The organism is Pseudoduganella ginsengisoli (assembly GCF_009720865.1).
GTDB classification, from domain to species: Bacteria; Pseudomonadota; Gammaproteobacteria; order Burkholderiales; family Burkholderiaceae_D; genus Rugamonas; species Rugamonas ginsengisoli.
The window spans coordinates 111666-128534 of sequence record NZ_WNLA01000011.1; the positions used below are offsets into that span (position 1 = coordinate 111666).

Sequence of the window (16869 nt, forward strand, 5' to 3'; positions counted from 1 at the left end):
ATGCCATGACCCAAGACGCTGATACTTCGGCCCTGATTCGGCGCTACCAGCGCTGGGCCTTCCACCCTTCGACTGTACTGGGCTGTGTGCTGGTGGGCGGTTTCCTGGGCTGGGCCGCCCCGAATGTCGCGCGGCCATGGGACATCATCGGCGTCGTGTACGTGGATTTGCTGAAAATGACGGTGCTGCCGTTCATGGTGTCGGCCGTGATTTTCAGCCTGCAAAACCTGTACCGCGATGGCGGCGCGGCCCGCGTCTTCAAACGGGTGGTGATGATCTTTGCCGGCTTTTCCCTGCTGACGGCCATCCTGTCGACAGGCGCCTCGCTGCTGTTCCGCCCAGGCGGCAACCTGGCGCCGGAAACCCGCGCAGCGCTGGGCCAGATCGTCAGCGCTGACGGTGAACGCAGCAATACGGCGATGGCCATGTACACGCCGGATGCGCCGCTGCACACGTCCAGTCTGAAGGACGTCATACAGTCGCTGATCCCGCAAAATATTTTCGCATCGCTGGCCAATGGCGAAACCCTGAAGGCGCTGGTGTTTGCCATGCTGTTCGGCCTCGCGGCGGGCCAGGTGCCGAGCCGGATATCCACCGGTTTGCAGCAAGCGCTGGAAACCATTTACCACGCGTGCCAGACGTTGACGCGCTGGGTGAATTTGCCGGTGCCGCTGGTCTTGGTGTGCATGACGGCCAGCCAGGTTGCCGTCACGGGACTGGGGCCGCTGCGGGCCATGGCGGGCTTTGTCGCGACCTTCCTGATTATTTGCCTGCTGTTGCTGGCCCTCGCAGTCGCGCTGATCAGCAAGCGCGCCGGCGCACCGTTTCCCGACGTGGTGGCGGCCATGCGCGAACCGTTTGCGCTGGGGATCGCCACCAACAATAGCGCCACCTGCATGCCGGCCATGATTGAAAGCATGGTGGGGCCATTGCAATTTGCCCGTGCCCGCGTGGAATTGCTGGTGCCGCTCAGTATCGCACTGCTGCGCGTGGGCGCCATTGCGTATTTTGTATGCGGCACGCTGTTCATAGCCGCGCTGTATGGCCGGGCGCTGTCGGCTGCCGACCTGGGCGTGCTGGCGCTGGTTGCCGTGCTGTCCGGCTTTGCATCGAGCGGCATGGCCGGTATCGTCACGGTGTCGCTGATCGGCACCACGTGCCACTACCTTGCGCTGCCGTTTGAAGCGGCATTCGTGCTGCTGGCTGCCGTTGACCCGATTTGCGCGATGGGCCGCACTGCCGTGACGGTGCTGGGCAGCTGCGCCGCCGTGGCAGCCATTTGCAACCCGCCAGTCAAACTATAGGCCCGCCGTGTACCCCCAAGTCACGCCCGCATCCATTCCATTCAAGGAAATTGCCCAGCATCCGGCTGTGTTGCTGGGCATGGTGCTGCTGGGCGGCTGGATCGGCACGCTGTTCCCCGCCAGTGCGCCGCTGCTGGCGGCGGTGACGACGCTGTATCTGTCGCTGATCCAGATGGCGGCGCTGCCGTTCATGATCCTGGCCGTGTATTTTGGCTTGCAGCGCATGCCCGCCGTGCCGGGCGCCGGACCGCGTCTCGTGAAAATGGTGCTGATGTCGCTGCTGGCCATGCTGCTGTGCGCGTTGGCCGGTCTGCTGGCGGCAGGGATCTTGTCGGCAGGCGGCGGCATGTCGCCTGCGCAGGTGGCGGCGCTGGGCAAGCTGACGCTGCGTTCGGAATCCGGCATCGTCATGTCCATGTATGGCACGGATGATAACGCCACGGCGCCGCTGGACGTGGAACCGCTGGTGCCGGACAACCTGTTTGCCGTGCTGGCATATGGTTCCGTGCCTTCCGTACTGATTGGCGTGCTGTGCTTCGGAACCGCCGTGGCCGTGCAGGCGCCCGGCGTGGCCAGCCCGCTCAGCAATATTTTTGAAGGCATTTACCGCGCACTGGAATCGCTGGTCAACCGCTTCAACAGCCTGCTGCCGCTGGCCGCGTGCGTGATGGCGGCTGCCGCCACCGCCACCGCCGGGGTTGAAGCGATTGCCTTGCTGGGCAGTTTCCTCGCGTCGTTTTTCGGCGCGGCGCTGGCGGTCAGTGCGCTGGCGCTGGGCATCATTTGCCGCCGCTTGAAACAGCCCTTGCCGACAGTATTGCTGGCATTGCGGGAGCCGATCACGGTCTGCCTGTTTTCTCCGGCCGCCGTGGCCGCCGTGCCGGCTTTTATCCAGGGATTGAGTGTGCGGCTGGGCTTCAGCCGAGCGCTGGTGGAATTGTTCATGCCGATTGCGCCGACTTTCATCAAAGCAGGCGAAGCCATGTTCTTTGCCGTCCTGGCTATCTTTATCGCCAACTTGTATGGGCACCCGCTGGCGCCAGGCGACCTGGCGCTGATTTGCGGCCTGTCGTGGGCCGCCGCGCTGTGGTCCGTCAGTATTGTCGGAGTGAAATCGGTTTTATTGGGCGGCTTTGTTTTGGGATCGTTTGGTTTGCCACTGGAAGCCGTGCTGCCCGTGTTCTTGTTGGTCGAAGTGTTGTGTGAGGGTGCGCGGAATTTGCTTTCGTTTCTCATCTCGTCCGCTGTGATTGCACTGGTAGCGGATGATCTGTATATTAACATTGAGCAAATTTCTGAAGCGTGGCGTCCGACTACGCTCAAATTGGCATTTAGCCGGAAGCAAGCCATGCTGGCGTTTTTGCTGCTAGCACTAGCCCTGTTTACAGTATTTTGTGCAGGCGTCGGGTTTGGTTTGCATACGGTATTTTGAAGTTGCAAAGATGATGACCCTGACGCCCGTCTTTAACTGGAAATGCCGATGATCCGCCGCAGCATGCTGATGCTTGGTGTGGTGTGCGTGCTGCCTGGTTGCGGTGTGACCGCGACAATGCGCGGCTTGCTGGGCCTGGATCCGAAGCCAGTTGAGCCGGACTGGAAATCCGTTGCGTTGCGCACGGATGATGATGCCAATGGCAACAGTGCCGTCGCGGTGGACGTGGTGCTGGTCAAGGAAACCGCCATGCTGGAATCGCTGTTGAACATGACAGCCAGCAAATGGTTTGCCACGCGGTCGGATTTGCGTAAAAGCTTCCCGGAAGCCATGACGGTGTTTTCGTATGAACTGGCGCCGTCCCAGTCAATCAAACTCAGTAACAAACTGTGGGACGGCCAAAAAGCCTGGGCCGCGCTGGTATTTGCCAGCTACGGCACGCCCGGCGACCACCGTGCCCGCATGCTCCTCAACACGGCCGGCTATGTCGTTCAGTTGCGCGCCCAGAATTTCAGCGCCAGTGAAATCAAGTCCGGTTCGGCCCAGTAAGTAGACGACAATGACCGCAGCCAAACTTCTCGACCGTATCCAATGGCACGAAGGCATGCTGCTGACGCCGCAGCATTTCCAGCAAGAGGGCGCCCGCGTGGATGCCCAGCTGGCCTGGCAATCGATGGCCACCAACCCTTATGGCTGGGGCGTGCGCAAGCTGGCCATTGATGAAGCATTGCTGGCGACGGGCGTGCTGCGCGTGCGCGAGATCGAAGCGATTTTGCCGAACGGGATGGCGGTCTGCTATGACAGCGCCACGGCGCAGGGACACGGCATTGAAATCGACCTGGCGCCATGGGCCAATGACATGGCGCAGGAAGATTTATCGATTTATCTGGTGCTGGGCAATACGCGCTCGCTGCGCCAGCCGGGCCAGCCGTCGATGTTCCGCGGCATAGAAAGCATGGCCGTGGAAGATGAAGTGTCGCACGCGCTGGCGGCGGATTTGCCGCGCATGGTGGTTAATCTTGGCCTGGCTGCGGGCAAGGTGCCGACGGCGGCCTACACGCATGTGCGCCTGATGACGGTCAACAAGCTCAATGAAATCGTGCGGCGCGGCGCCTTCCTGCCCGCCATGCTGGAAGTGCCGCTTGACTCTGCCGTGCGCCAGCGCGCGCAATTGCTGGCCACGCACATGCGGGCCAAGGCGCTGTTCCTGGCGCGCCAGAGCGCGACGCCGTCGTCGCGCACGGAAGACCGCTTGAATTTGCTGGAACAAAAAGCGCGCCTGAACAGTTTGATCCTGAACTTGCCGCAGCTGGAAGCCGTGCTGCGCTGCCCCGTCGTACAGCCGCTGCCGTTGTACCTGGCGCTGTGCGCGCAACTGGGACCGCTGGCCACGCTGCGTCCCGGCGCTGTGCCATTGCTGCCGCCCGCGTATGACCATGCGGATGCGTGGCCATGTTTCGATGCCGTGTTAAGTGCGCTGTCGGACCTGGTGGCGGAAGTGAGCCAGGAATGGAAGACGTGCACGTTTGGCTTCGATGGCGAAGTGTTTGCGCTGGCGCTGCAGCCGGAATGGGTGGGATCGCGCCTCGTGATCGGCTTGCGCGGCCAGCCGGACCGCGATGCGATCCAGTGGATGGCGGGCGCCGTCATTGGTTCGAAGAATATGTGGATTTCGCTGAGCGACCGCCGCGTGCTGGGGGCGCCCCGCACGCCGATCAGCGAAGCGCCGGAACTGGGCTTGCGCGCCAGCGCCGGCTACACGCTGTTCAGCATTGACGTGTCTGACAGTTTTATCGTGCCCGACCAGCCACTGTTGATCAGCAACGCCAATGAAAGCCTGCAGTCGCAGCGGCCGCAGGAAATCGTCTTGTTCATCAAAGGATGAGGTGCACATGCAAATGAGTCCGGCCGGTCCGGTGTCGCCTCCCGTTGCACCAGGCGGCAGCACCAGTGAAGGCGTGGACCTGGCGTCGACCCAGTTCCGCGATTTTTATGACGTGCTGACGCGTGCGGCGCACGCTGCCACGCAAGTGCCCGATGGTGAAGCCAAGGCGGCAGCGGAAGGCATCAGCCGCCAGCTGTGCCAGCTGATTGAATTGCAAACACTGGAAGCGCGCCGTGTCGGCGGCAAGGTCGGCATTGAAGCGGAAGTGCAGGGGCGGTTTTTAAAAGCCGCGCTGGCCGATGAAGTCATGCTCAATACGGATTGGGCGGGGCGCACGTTTTGGCGCCACGTGCTGATTGAAACGCAGCTGTTCAAGTCCAGCTATGCGGGTGAACGCGTGTTTGATGACCTCGACCAGTTGCTGCGTGAACGGGAAGCGTCGCGCCGCAATGTGGGCAGGTTGTACCTGTACCTGTTGTCGCTGGGTTTCCAGGGCCGCTACCGGGGCCAGAAGCAAGACAAGATTGCCGAATACCGCCGCGAGCTGTTCCAGTTCGTGTACTTGCGCGCTGCGGATTTGCAGGGGCGCGACCGCACGCTGTCGGAACAGGCGTATGCCAGCACGCTGTCGCATTTAACGGCGGCCCGCTTGCCGCGCCTGAACCGTTTTGGCTTGATTGCGCTGGTGGCCTTGCTGATGTTGCTGGGATTGTCGGAATTGCTGTGGTTATGGCAATCGTGGCCGGTGCGCACCGCGCTGGCCGGAACCGTTTAACGCACAGGGCCCTGAATCGTGCTGAACTTCTTATCGGACAATACGGCCATCGTGACACTGCTGCTGCTCACGCTGCTCGTGTTGCTGTTGCTGGGCGTGGTGATCTGGGCGGCCATGAAAGGTGCGCAGGCAGCAGACCGTCCTGCCGCGCAGCAGCCGCGCCTGATCAGTGCCGATACGCTGAAGCAGTCGTTCAAGGTCGCCGTCGAACTGATTGAAAATAACCTGGCGGCGCGTTCCGAGCGCTATAACCTGAACTGGACCCTGATCCTCAACGAAGGGGCGCCGGGGCGGCAACTGCCGCTGGCGCAATCGGGCCTGCAAAGCGCGCTCAGCGCCGACAGCACCCTGACGGCAGGCGGCCAGGGTATCAGCTGGAATTTCTTCGACAAAGGTGTCGTCGTGCAGCTGCAGTCGGGCTATCTGGGTTCGCCCGATCCGGATGCGCCTGATCACAACAAGACGTGGGATGACTTCCTTGGCCTGTGCAGCAATTACCGCCAGGACCGCCCATTTGACGGCATCGTGCTGGCAATTCCCGCCGCCGCCTTTATCCATGGCGATGGTGAAGGACAGATGGAGTTGCTGGCGCGCGCCAAGGCTATCCACCGCCGTCTATGGCTGGCGCAAAACCGCCTGGCCTTGCGCTTCCCGATCTACATCATGCTGTCCGACTGCGAAACCATCCCCGGCTTCGCGCGCTTTGCCAGCGCCTTGCCGGAAGCGCTGCGCCGCTCCATGCTGGGCTGGTCGTCGCCATATGAATTGACGGCGCCATTCCAGTCGAACTGGGTCGACAGTGCGATGAATGAAATCGTGCGCAGCGTGTCGGACAGTTGCGCGGAATTGTGTGCGCTGGAACCGGCCGGTTCCGACAGCAGCGATTACTTCCTGTTGCCGAGCCAGATCGAACGTGTGCGCACCGGTTTGAAAGTGTTTGTCGAAGAATTGATGCGCCCCAGCGCGTATCACGAGCCATTCCTGTTGCGCGGCATGTATTTGACGGGCGATTGCAGCGATGCGGCGGCTTTGCTGAGCGATAACCCGGATGCCGATCCGCTGGCGCTCGACGCACCGGGCAGCGCTACTGCCGGCACGGCATTGGCGCCGGCCGAAGAATTCGCGGAACCTGGCGTGCCGGCTTTGCATGTGGGGCAGGGCAGCAGCGCCGTGCCGGCATTCTTGCGCGATGTCTTTGAACGGAAAGTTTTTGCTGAATCGGGACTGGTGCGTGCTTCGTCCGTGAACCGCATGCGCCGCCCGGCCATGAGCCGCGTGGTGCGCTGGTGCGCGATCGGCGTGCCGGCCGTGTGGGTCATCGGCCTCGTATTTGCCACGGTGCGCCTGCATAACTTGACGGGCCCCGTGGTCAGCTACCTGCACCAGCTGGACCAGGATACCCGCGCCAGCCTGCAGGCGGCGAACAATAACGTAATCGACCCGGCCATCAGCCGCCGCCGCGCGATGGAAGCGCTGCAAAACATTGAGCAAATGGGCGCGGCGCGCCTGGGATCATTCTTCATGCCGGGCTCGTGGTCGTGGTTTGACAGCTTGCACCAGCGCGTCCAGATGCGGCTGGAAAAGGGCTTTGCCGACAATGCGTTCGACCCGCTGCGCCGCGCCGCCTATACGCAGGTCAGCAATTTGACGGGGGTGCCGGTTGAACCGGTGTCCGGCAGCCTGGTCGTGGGTGGGCGCTGTACGTTGCCGGCCAACTGGGCGCAAGCGGCGTCGGTGGGCAACACGGCCCTGAACATGGAAGACTTGCCGGAATTTTCCGCCACGTCGCAATACGTGGCGCGTGTGGAGCAGATGGAAAAGGTGCTGCAAGCGATCATGCGCCTGAAGTCGCCCGCATCCGGTCCCGCGTCTGGCGATGACCTGGCGCTGGTGGTACGCCACTTGCTGGGCGCTGAATTGAATGGCAACTCGGCCCGTACGGCAGGGCTGTTCCGCCAGGTGGCGCAATCGGTGCCATCGCTGACGATGGATCCGCTGCATGATGCGGCTGCCTGCTCGCTGAAACTGGCCGTCAAGGCGACGACGAAACGGCTGTATGCAAACAATGGCTTGCTGCTGGCGGAACGGGCGATCGGCGACAATGCCGCCGCCATCCAGGCCAACGATGCGCGCACGGCCGATCCGGCCGCCATCCTGGCATTGTGGCAAAACCTGCGCGCCGCATTGAAAGCGCAGGAAGCGTACATGGCGCCGGGCAAAGGGGCGTGGATGCGCCGCAATGCGATGGAACTGGGCCCGGCCTGGGATAACTTGCTGCAGAAAGTCCAGACGCTGGCGTTGCTGGGCAAGGCTGCAGCCGATGACGCGCGCAAGCAGGCCGATGATGGGTTCACTGAATTCCTGTCCGCGTGGGATGGCGCGCTGGCGGCCGACAGCCTGGCGGGTGGCATGAATGCGGGCGTCGAATGGTCCGATGCGAATGGCGGCTGGGCCATGTCGCCGGACCGCAAGACCTTGCTGGAAGCACTGAATACCTTGCTGTCGCAGCCTTACATGAAATTCAATGGCGCGCGCCGCTTGCCCGACGTGCCGGTTGAAGCCACGGTCGGCTGGGACCGCGCGCATTTGGACCAGGTGCTGGCGCTGGCCGATGCACGCAAGCGGTTCCAGACCGAGCAAATGAACAAGTTCCCCGCTGCGCTGCAAAACGCGGCGTCCGGGCTGTCCGACGCGGGACTGGTGGCGACGGCGCGCGATTTGCTGTCGCAGGCATTTTACGTGTCGGCCCGCGAAGTGCAGGCGCCGTCCGATGATGGCGACCGTTCGCGCGCCATGCGCGTGCGTGCATGGCTGATCGACATGGGGGCGCCCGGCGCGGCCGATGAACTGGCGTCGGTGCTGGTCAAGGATGCGCTGTCCCGCCTGCAATTGCTGGATGAAACCTTTGCCCGCGCCCAGGTGTTCGTGCCGCGCGACCGCACGTTCCTGAGCTGGGTGGGCGGCAAGGCGCCGCTGATCGATGCGTTTGGCGCGATTGACGCGGGCGGCTTGAATGCTTACGTGTCGCAGCAACAATCGTTTATCGACGCGATCGGCAAGGATGCGGAGTCGCTGCTGCTGCAACTGGGCAGTGGCCACAGCAGCAATCCGCTGGTGGCGCGCTGGCAGGCGACCGTGGCGGACTTGAACCGTTATCGCCTGAAAAGCCCGACCAGCAGCCTGATGGCGCTGGAACAATTCGTGACGATAGGCGCGGCGGACCTGGAACTGGGCAATTGCCTCGACAAGCTGTCTGCCCGCGCGGCGCAGCGCCGTGGTTCCGACATCTTTTCCGAGCGCATGCAACTGCTGCAAGCGGGCCTGTATTCGCGCTGCCGCGACTTGACGCTGAACGTGTACCAGGATAGCTGGACCCGCTTTGCCGACGCGTTCAACCGCGACCTGGCTAACCGCTCGCCATTCCGTACGCTGGCGCTCGACACCGGTGTGCGCGGCGTGCAGGCCGAGCATATTCCCGCCGCGGATGTCGATGAAGTGGGCACCGTGCTGAAACTGTTTGACCGCGCGCATGCGCTGACGGTGGCGTCCGACCGCGACCCTTCGCGTCCGGCGCCGGCGTCGAACTTGCGCAAGGTCGACGACCAGATGCAAAAGGTGCGCGACTTCCTGGCGCCGCTGTATCCGGCCGACGAGGGACAGGCAGCGGGTCTTGACGTGATGGTGGAATTCCGCGCCAATGCGGCGGCGGAATCGGAAGGCAACAAGATTATCGACTGGGCCATGATGATCGGCGGCCAGACCCTGCACCAGCGCGACCCGCAGCGCCCATTGCGCTGGGAGCCAGGCATGCCGGTGGTGCTGTCGCTGCGCTTTGCGCAAGACGGCCTCGTGGTGCCCAAGCCGGAAGCCGGCCGCGCGGGCATGAGCGTGGAAGACCGCACGGTCAGCTACCGCTTCGATGATCCTTGGTCGCTGTTCAGCCTTGTCTCGGCATACCGCGAACCGGAAGGGGCGACGTCAAACGCCGCCCGTTCGCAATTGCTGCGCTTTGACTTCCCCGTGACGGGCACGGGCGGCGACGGCAAGGTTGCCACGCGCGATGGCCGCGCCAAGGTGTTCGTGCGCCTGACTGTCAGCGCGGCCGGCAAGCGCGCGCCGCTGGTGTGGCCCGGCGCGTTCCCTGCAAAGGTGCCGGCCTGGTAAGGCTGGGATGCCGGAGGAACGCATGCCGACTGAGACCACGCCTGTGCGCATTGCCGTATTTGGCAGCTTTTACCGTGGCTTCCATGTATTGAGTGAATTACTCAAGGGGCCGATCGCGCCCCGCGTGCAAGTGGTTGGCGTGGCGACGGACGACGTGGGCGCGCCATTCATCAGCCGCGAGCGGCGCGTGTGGGCGTATCCGCACACGCAGCAGGAAGAAACCATGGTGGAAGAACTGGCGCTGGCGCATGGGCTTGACCTGTACAAGGGCCGCGTCAAGACTGCCGAGTTTTACCGCCGCTATGAAGAACAGTGGCGTCCCGACATCTGCATTGCCGCCACGTTTGGCCAGCGCATCGATGCGCGCCTGTTTCAATTCCCGGCCCGCGGCTTTTACAATTTGCATCCGTGTATCGATGATGGCTGGCCATCGCACTACGCCGGTCCCAATCCGTTCCAGGCTTTGCTGGACAGCCGTTCCGACCACGTCGCCATCGCCATGCATGCGGTTGATGATGGGTTTGATACGGGCCGCCTGGTCGGGCTGTCCGAGAAAATTTATGTTCCCCCCGGCGCGTCCGTGGTCGACTTGCACAAAATATCGTCGCCGCTGGCTGCGAAGTTCTTTGCCCATGAATTGAGCAAAATGCTCACGTAGGTGGATCACTCTATGTCCAGCTTTTCCGGCAATCTCCGCAATTTCGTTGACAAGGCGCGCCAGCTCATTGCTCCCGAGGCTGTCCCTGCCGAGCCACCACCACCGATTGTTCCTATGATTCCAAATCCTATACATCCGCCGACGCCCTATTCGGGAATCACCCAGGCCCAGCAAGATGAACTGGATGCGCTGCTGGCGCCCATTTCCGCCGACGCGCCTTGCGGCCAGGCGTTGCGGTTCGATCCCGTGTTCACGGAAATCCGGCTGGCGCGTGAAGAAGATGATCCGTCGCTGCCGATGGGAGAGTGGGAGCGTCCGCTGAAGCGGGCCGACTGGCCGCTGATTGAAGGGCGCTGCAAGGACATGCTGATGCACCGCTCCAAGGATGTGCAAATTGCCGCCTGGCTGCTGGAAGCGTGGACCCGGCAGTTCGGGCTCGATGGCTTGTACCGGGGCCTGGCGCTGATCGAGCGCCTGCTGCTGCACTACTGGGACGGCGTGTATCCGCTGATTGAAGACGGCGATGCGGATGCCCGCGCCGCACCGCTGGAATGGCTGAACAGTTCCGTCGTGCTGTCGCTGCGCATCCATCTGCCGCTGCTGAAGGTGCCCGGCCGCAAACCGAATGCGCCAACCTTGGCGGACTGGGACAAAATGGTGGCGGCTGAACTGGCGGGCCCCGGCCATACGCCGCCTCTGCCTGCGGGCGAAGAAGCGCCGCTGACGCGGGTCGAAGTCATTGGCTATGCCCAGCGCCATTTGATCCGTGAAATGACGAACAAGCGGGCCGCCATCAAGCGCTGCCTGCATTGCCTGGAATCGCTGTATGCATTCCTGGATTTACAGTTGGGTACCCAGGCGCCTAACCTGTCCAAACTGAAGGCCACGCTGGTTGCCATTGAACGGGTGCTGGCGCAGTTCATTCCAGAACACACAGGTGAAGAAATGGCGCCAGACACTACGCCGATTGACCCCATCCCGCCGGAAAATGGCGACCCGGAACCCGGTACGGAAACGCAGGTGGCGGTATCGGCATCGGTGTGGAAAAACCGCAATGAAGCGTATGCCACGCTGGATGCACTGGCCGATTATCTGAGCCTGGTGGAGCCGCACAGCCCGACGCCGTATTTGCTGCGCCGCGCCGTCAACTGGGGCCGCATGCCGCTGCCGGAATTGATGGCGGAAATCATCCGTGAAGAGGGCGACTTGAACCGCCTCGTCAATATGCTGGGCTTGCGCGAGTAATGCGCTTACGGCGCGGCCTTGTACACGGGCCGGGCCAGGTCGAAACGCTCGCGCGTATTGGCATAGCCATTGCCGCCCATCTTGCCCACGGCATCCAGCAATTGCGGATCGATGACGCCGTTGGCCAGCACGCTGTCCGCTACATGGATGTGCACGACGTCCAGCAGCATCATGGTGCCGCCCGATGGTTCCGGGCTGATTTCAATGACTTCCCGTAAGCGGCATTCAAAGCGCACCGGGGATTCCGCCACGCCATCGGCAGCCACTGCCTGGCCGGGGGCACGGGTGATGCCCACTGCATCGAATTCACTGATGCCGGAAGGGTAATCCGCACACGTGGCATTCATTTGCTCCGCCAGTGCTGCGCTGACGATATTGACTACGCAGGCCCCCGTCGCCCTCAGGTTGGTCAGTGTATCCTTGGCCGGACGGTCGCGCGGATTGACTTGGGTGACGCTGAGGACGGGCGGATTGCAGCTGGCCACCGTAAAGAATGAATAGGGCGCCAGGTTGGCCACGCCATCGGCGCTGACGGTGCTGATCCACGCGATGGGGCGTGGCAGGATGCTGTTGACCATCACGCGGTAGACTGTGTTGGCGTCGAGGGTGGCGGTGTGGTATTCCATGGCGATTAAAGAGAAGCGAGGTAATAGTGAAATTATTCCTGACAATGATGATGTTGGCTATGGGGGCTGCGCTGGCTGCGGAAACGGCGCCAGAACAAGCAATGAAGGAAATGGCCGGTGTGTACAAGCACCGCTTCAGGAATGGCATCATCACGCCTGGCAAAGCGCCAATGGAAGCCGATACGCCCTACGAATCCGAAGATATCGTGGAAATCGTCCCTTACGATGCCACGCATATCTATGTGCGCGCCGAATTGCAGTTCTATAACGGGCATTCCTGTTCGATATCCGGCATGGCCGGCTATGAGCAGGGACGTTTCGTCTACCACGATCCGGAGAAGGCGTACGATGGCGGGCCGCCGTGCACGCTGGCGGTGGCGTCTTCAAAAGATGGCATCACGCTGACGGACCGCCTGACGCCGGATGGCGGCGCGACGTGCCGCAGCTATTGCGGTGCGCGCGGCAGCCTGTCGGACTACACGATAGCCGGCAGCAAGCGGCGGCCCATCCGGTACATGGACCGCCTGCAGAAGTCACGTGAATATCAAAAGGCGGTCGACGATCTCCAGCGCTACGAGGCAGCGCTGCCGAAGCGCTGATGTTGCTGGCTTGAGACATTGAAGGCCCGCTGCCGCCGCAACTGTCAAAGCTGGCTGCTACACTGGCTTATCCCATCACTAGGCGCGCCGATGATGACTAATCTGCTGAAGTTGATTCCTGTGCTTGCCGTGACAGGCGCGCTGCTGTCCGGCTGTGAAACCATGTCCAAGAGTGAATGCGCGACCGCGAACTGGAGCGACGTCGGTCTGCGGGATGGCATGGGCGGCAAAGCCATGTCCGTGCTGGATGACCGCGTGAGCGACTGTTCCAAGGCCGGTGTGAAAGTCGATATGCAGCGCTATATGGCGGGCCGCGAACAGGGCTTGAGGGACTTTTGCAGGCTGGAGAAAGCCGCGCCGCTGGGCTTGAGCGGCACGTCGTATTCCGGCGTGTGCCCGCCGCAAATCGACTTGGAATTCCGCCGCCGCCATCAGATTGGCTACAACGTCTATCAAATGCGCAGCCGCGTCAATGATTTGAACAGCCGCAGCGAACGCTTGCAGCACCGTTTGCGCGAGGCTGACCGCGACGAGGAAAAACAGGTCAAAGCGGCAGACAAAGAAGATGACCGCAAGCGTATCCGCCGCGAATTCGACGACAAGCGCCGCAATTTGCGCAATGAATTGCGCGACGTCGACCGCGATATCCAGCGTGCACGCGATAACCTGCGCGATGCCGAATATGTGCTCGATTCCATGCGCTGAAATGCCGGCATCGCGTTAACCAGCCTGCACCAGCAATACGGCCCGCCCGAAGCGCTGCGGGATGCGTCGTCGCGCCAGCGCCCTTGATTGCAGCATGTGCAACCCCATCTCTGCTGTACCATCGGCCGACGCCGGAACTTCCACTTGAAGGAATTTGATGACGACCTTTTCCCGGCGCGTGGCGCCACTGATCCTTGCCCTCTGCTGCAATGTGCCCGCGCTCGCCGCCACAGAGACCGTAGCTGCGGCCACCGCATCCACGGTATCGGCCAATGCCATCAGCGCGGCGGAACGCAACGAGGCGATCGATACGCTCGTTACGGATTTGACCGGCAATTATGTATTCCCTGATGTCGCAGAAAAAATGGCCGCGTCGATACGGGCCCGCCAGCAGCGGGGCGAATATGACCAGGTGGCAGACGGCAAGGCATTTGCCCAATTGCTGGAGCAGCATTTACGGGAGATCAGCCACGATAAGCATATCCAGATCCGTTACACGCCGGCGCCGGAAGCGGCGGCCCGGCGCGGCAGCGCGGCGCCGGGTGCGTCACAGGCTTCCAATGCATTTGGACGCCGCGTCAATTTTGGCTTTGAAAAATTTGAACGGCTGGAGCCGAATATCGCTTACCTGGAATTGCGCGGATTTGTCGATCCAAGTGGCGGGGCAGAGACGGTTGCGGCAGCCATGGGCATGGCGGCCAATGCGGATGCCTTGATCATCGACTTGCGCCGCAACGGCGGCGGTTCGCCCCGCATGGTGGCGCTGATCAGCAGCTATTTGTTTGACCTGGAACGCGTGCACTTGAATGACTTGTATTGGCGCGACGGGAACCGGACCGAACAATTCTGGACCAACCCGGACGTTGCAGGCCAGCGCCTGGGCAGTAAAAAGCCCGTGTACATCCTGACCAGCAAAGCCACGTTTTCCGCTGCCGAAGAGTTTTCCTATAACCTCAAGCAGTTAAAGCGCGCAGTGATTGTGGGCGAAGTGACTGGCGGCGGCGCCAATCCCGGCGGCGGCTTCAAGTTCAGTGAGCACGTCGGCGGATTTATTCCGACCGGGCGCGCCATCAACCCCATCACCCATACCAACTGGGAAGGAACAGGCGTCCAGCCGGATGTGGTGGTCCCTGCCGATCAGGCACTGCAAACTGCGCTGTCGCTTGCCACGGCGGCGGCGCCGGCGAATCAGTGACGCGCAGTTCACTAGGCCGCTAGACGGATTTGTTTGCAGGCTGCTCGCGCGCGACCCACAGCAGCAAGGCCATGATGACGGCATACGGCAACAGCGACAACCCATCCGATGCGGCGCCTGCAAACAAAGGATTCGCCTGTTCCGCCCACTGCGTGACCATGGTGTCGAAGTCCGTCATGACGCCGGCCGTGATGGCAATGACGATGCCGGCCAGCGCGCCGCCCGCAATATAGCCCGATGCCAGCAGCACACCGGCGCTGCGGTCGCCCGCTGCCTGCAACTGTTCTTCATCGAGGCCCCGGTATTGCGGCAACTGGTTGTTGCGGCGGTCCGCCAGCCAGCGCACCATGCCGCCCAGTGCGACCGGCAATGTGGAGGCGAGCGGCAGGTAGACGCCGACGGCAAATGCCAGCGAACCAATGCCCGACATTTCCAGGATCAGCGCAATCATTACGCCGAACAGCACGAGCGTCCACGGCAACTGCTGGTCCAGGATGCCCTTGATGATGTAAGACATCAGCACAGCCTTGGGCGCATCGTACTTTTTGACTTCCGAACCATCGGGACGCTTGCTGTAGTGGCCATTGATGCCGGGATCGACCAGGTAGGCAATGTGGCCATCGGCAGCCACCAGGTATTTGCCGGCAGGGCCGCCTGCCGTATCCTGTTTTTGCCAGACCCGGTAACTGCCATGATCGCTGGCTGCTTGCGGGCCTTGCAGCTGCACGGGTCCGTCCAGCTGCGCATTGGCGGGTACGCGCAAGTCCGGCGCCACTTGCGCGGCCGGGACGTAAATGGTGCTCGCATCATTGAGTTTGAGCAGGATGGGGCCCAGCAGCAAGGCCGACGCCAGCGAACCGGCGAGGATCGCATATTGCTGCAGGCGGGGCGTGGAGCCGACCAGGTAGCCGGTCTTCAAATCCTGCGACGTGGTGCCCGCGTTGGACGATGCAATGCAAACAATCGCGCCCACGGACAGCGCCGTGACGTAATACTGGCCGCCGGTCCAGCCGATGGCCAGGAAAATCAGGCAGGTAAATAACAGCGTGGCCACCGCCATGCCGGACGTCGGGCTGGACGACGAGCCCACTTCGCCTGTCAGTTGCGATGAGGCGGTGGAAAACAAAAAGCCGAAGACGACTATCAGCACGGCGCCCAGCACGTTCATGTGCAGCGGTGTGGCCAACGTGATGGCGCTAATCAGCGCAAGGCTGCCGATGGCCACCCATTTGAAGGGAATGTCGCGGTCCGTGCGTTTGCCTTCAATGGCCGCGCTGCCTTTGCCCATGCCGGACAGCCCGTCCGTTAAACCGCGCCAGATGGTGGGCAGCGAACGCATCAGGCTGATCAAGCCGCCTGCCGCCACGGCGCCGGCGCCGATATACAGCACGTAGGCGCTGCGCACGTCGTCCGGCGCCATGTCGCGGATCAGCATGGTGCCCGGCGCCACGGGCACCGTCAGGGCATCGCCAAAGAATTTGATCATCGGGATCAACAGCAGATACGACAGCACGCCGCCGCCCGCCATCACCAGCGAAATGCGGGGGCCGATGATATAGCCGACGCCCAGCAATTCCGGCGAAATTTCCGCGCCGATGGAGCCGCCTTTGTAAGGGGCGGAAAACACGAAGTCCACCGTGTCTTTCCACAGTTTCAGCGAAATATTCAACACCTTGTACACGAGCCCGATGCCGAAGCCGCTGAAGATGATCATGGCCCGTGTCTTTGCCTGGCGCGCCGCTTCGGCGTTATCCAGCAGCGATTCGCCCGCTTCCGCGCGCGACGGCTCCGTGGCGGCAGCCTTCAGCACTTCGGCGCACGCGGTGCCCTCCGGGTATTTCAACGTGCGGTGCTGGTCGACAATCATGGTGCGGCGCATGGGGATCATCATCAAAATACCCAGCAGCCCGCCCAGCACACCGACCAGCATGACGCGCGCGATATCGAGGTCGAAGCCGAGAATCATAATCGCGGGCATCGTGACGCCCAGGCCGAATGCAATCGATTCGCCGGCCGATCCGGCCGTCTGCGTGATGCTGTTTTCTAAAATGGATGCATCGGCGCCGCCGGCTTTTTTCGCCAGGCCGAACAGGGTAATGGCAATCACGGCGACGGGAATCGATGCGCTGACCGTCAAGCCGACTTTCAGCACCAGGTACAGCGATGACGCGCCAAACACCATGCCCAGCACGGTTCCCATGATCAGGGCGCGCCACGTCAGCTCGGGCAGGCGGGTGTTGTCGGGGATGTAGGGGCGGAACGCGGAATCGTTGGGCATGGA

At 62.4% G+C, this 16869-nt stretch carries 13 protein-coding genes; 11 read left to right on the forward strand and 2 right to left on the reverse strand.

Annotated features, from left to right (window positions below):
* The first annotated feature begins 5 nt into the window (after positions 1-5).
* Genes GM668_RS16810 through tssA form a run of 8 tightly spaced genes read left to right on the forward strand, consistent with a single transcriptional unit; the run spans position 6 to position 11463 of the window.
* A complete protein-coding gene (locus GM668_RS16810) occupies positions 6-1304 on the forward strand; it encodes a dicarboxylate/amino acid:cation symporter (protein WP_155440106.1) in 1299 nt (432 codons plus the stop codon).
* Positions 1305-1311: 7 nt separating this feature from the next.
* On the forward strand, positions 1312-2736 hold the full coding sequence (locus tag GM668_RS16815; protein ID WP_371868722.1) for a cation:dicarboxylate symporter family transporter: 1425 nt from the start codon (positions 1312-1314) through the stop codon (positions 2734-2736).
* A 48-nt stretch (positions 2737-2784) separates the two neighbouring features.
* Entirely contained in the window at positions 2785-3285 is a 501-nt protein-coding gene (locus GM668_RS16820; RefSeq protein WP_155440107.1) for a hypothetical protein, read from the forward strand.
* A gap of 10 nt (positions 3286-3295) precedes the next feature.
* Positions 3296-4621, forward strand: a complete 1326-nt coding sequence (gene tssK / locus GM668_RS16825; protein WP_155440108.1) for a type VI secretion system baseplate subunit TssK — start codon at positions 3296-3298, stop codon at positions 4619-4621.
* Between the two features lie 7 nt (positions 4622-4628).
* The gene (locus GM668_RS16830) at positions 4629-5396 is read left to right on the forward strand and encodes a DotU family type IV/VI secretion system protein (RefSeq protein WP_155440109.1); all 768 of its coding nucleotides are present in this window, start codon (positions 4629-4631) and stop codon (positions 5394-5396) included.
* 18 nt (positions 5397-5414) lie between these two features.
* On the forward strand, positions 5415-9560 hold the full coding sequence (locus GM668_RS16835) for a type VI secretion system protein (protein ID WP_371868723.1): 4146 nt from the start codon (positions 5415-5417) through the stop codon (positions 9558-9560).
* Positions 9561-9582: 22 nt separating this feature from the next.
* Positions 9583-10218, forward strand: coding sequence for a formyltransferase family protein (locus GM668_RS16840; RefSeq protein ID WP_155440110.1), 636 nt, complete (start codon positions 9583-9585; stop codon positions 10216-10218).
* Positions 10219-10230: 12 nt separating this feature from the next.
* Positions 10231-11463, forward strand: coding sequence for a type VI secretion system protein TssA (gene tssA / locus GM668_RS16845; protein ID WP_155440111.1), 1233 nt, complete (start codon positions 10231-10233; stop codon positions 11461-11463).
* A gap of 5 nt (positions 11464-11468) precedes the next feature.
* On the opposite strand, the gene GM668_RS16850 is transcribed toward tssA, so the two are convergent.
* The gene (locus GM668_RS16850) at positions 11469-12089 is read right to left on the reverse strand and encodes a flavin reductase family protein (RefSeq protein ID WP_155440112.1); all 621 of its coding nucleotides are present in this window, start codon (positions 12087-12089) and stop codon (positions 11469-11471) included.
* A 44-nt stretch (positions 12090-12133) separates the two neighbouring features.
* Between GM668_RS16850 and GM668_RS16855 the strand changes: the two genes are divergently transcribed.
* The 3 genes from GM668_RS16855 to GM668_RS16865 all read left to right on the forward strand — a co-directional run bounded on the left by GM668_RS16855 (position 12134) and on the right by GM668_RS16865 (position 14588).
* The gene (locus GM668_RS16855; RefSeq protein ID WP_155440113.1) at positions 12134-12688 is read left to right on the forward strand and encodes a hypothetical protein; all 555 of its coding nucleotides are present in this window, start codon (positions 12134-12136) and stop codon (positions 12686-12688) included.
* Positions 12689-12778: 90 nt separating this feature from the next.
* Positions 12779-13393 (forward strand): DUF2799 domain-containing protein, encoded by a 615-nt coding sequence (locus GM668_RS16860; protein WP_155440114.1) that lies wholly within the window; start codon positions 12779-12781, stop codon positions 13391-13393.
* 157 nt (positions 13394-13550) lie between these two features.
* Entirely contained in the window at positions 13551-14588 is a 1038-nt protein-coding gene (locus GM668_RS16865) for a S41 family peptidase (RefSeq protein ID WP_155440115.1), read from the forward strand.
* Positions 14589-14607: 19 nt separating this feature from the next.
* On the opposite strand, the gene GM668_RS16870 is transcribed toward GM668_RS16865, so the two are convergent.
* Positions 14608-16866 (reverse strand): OPT family oligopeptide transporter, encoded by a 2259-nt coding sequence (locus GM668_RS16870; protein ID WP_155440116.1) that lies wholly within the window; start codon positions 16864-16866, stop codon positions 14608-14610.
* Positions 16867-16869: the final 3 nt, after the last annotated feature.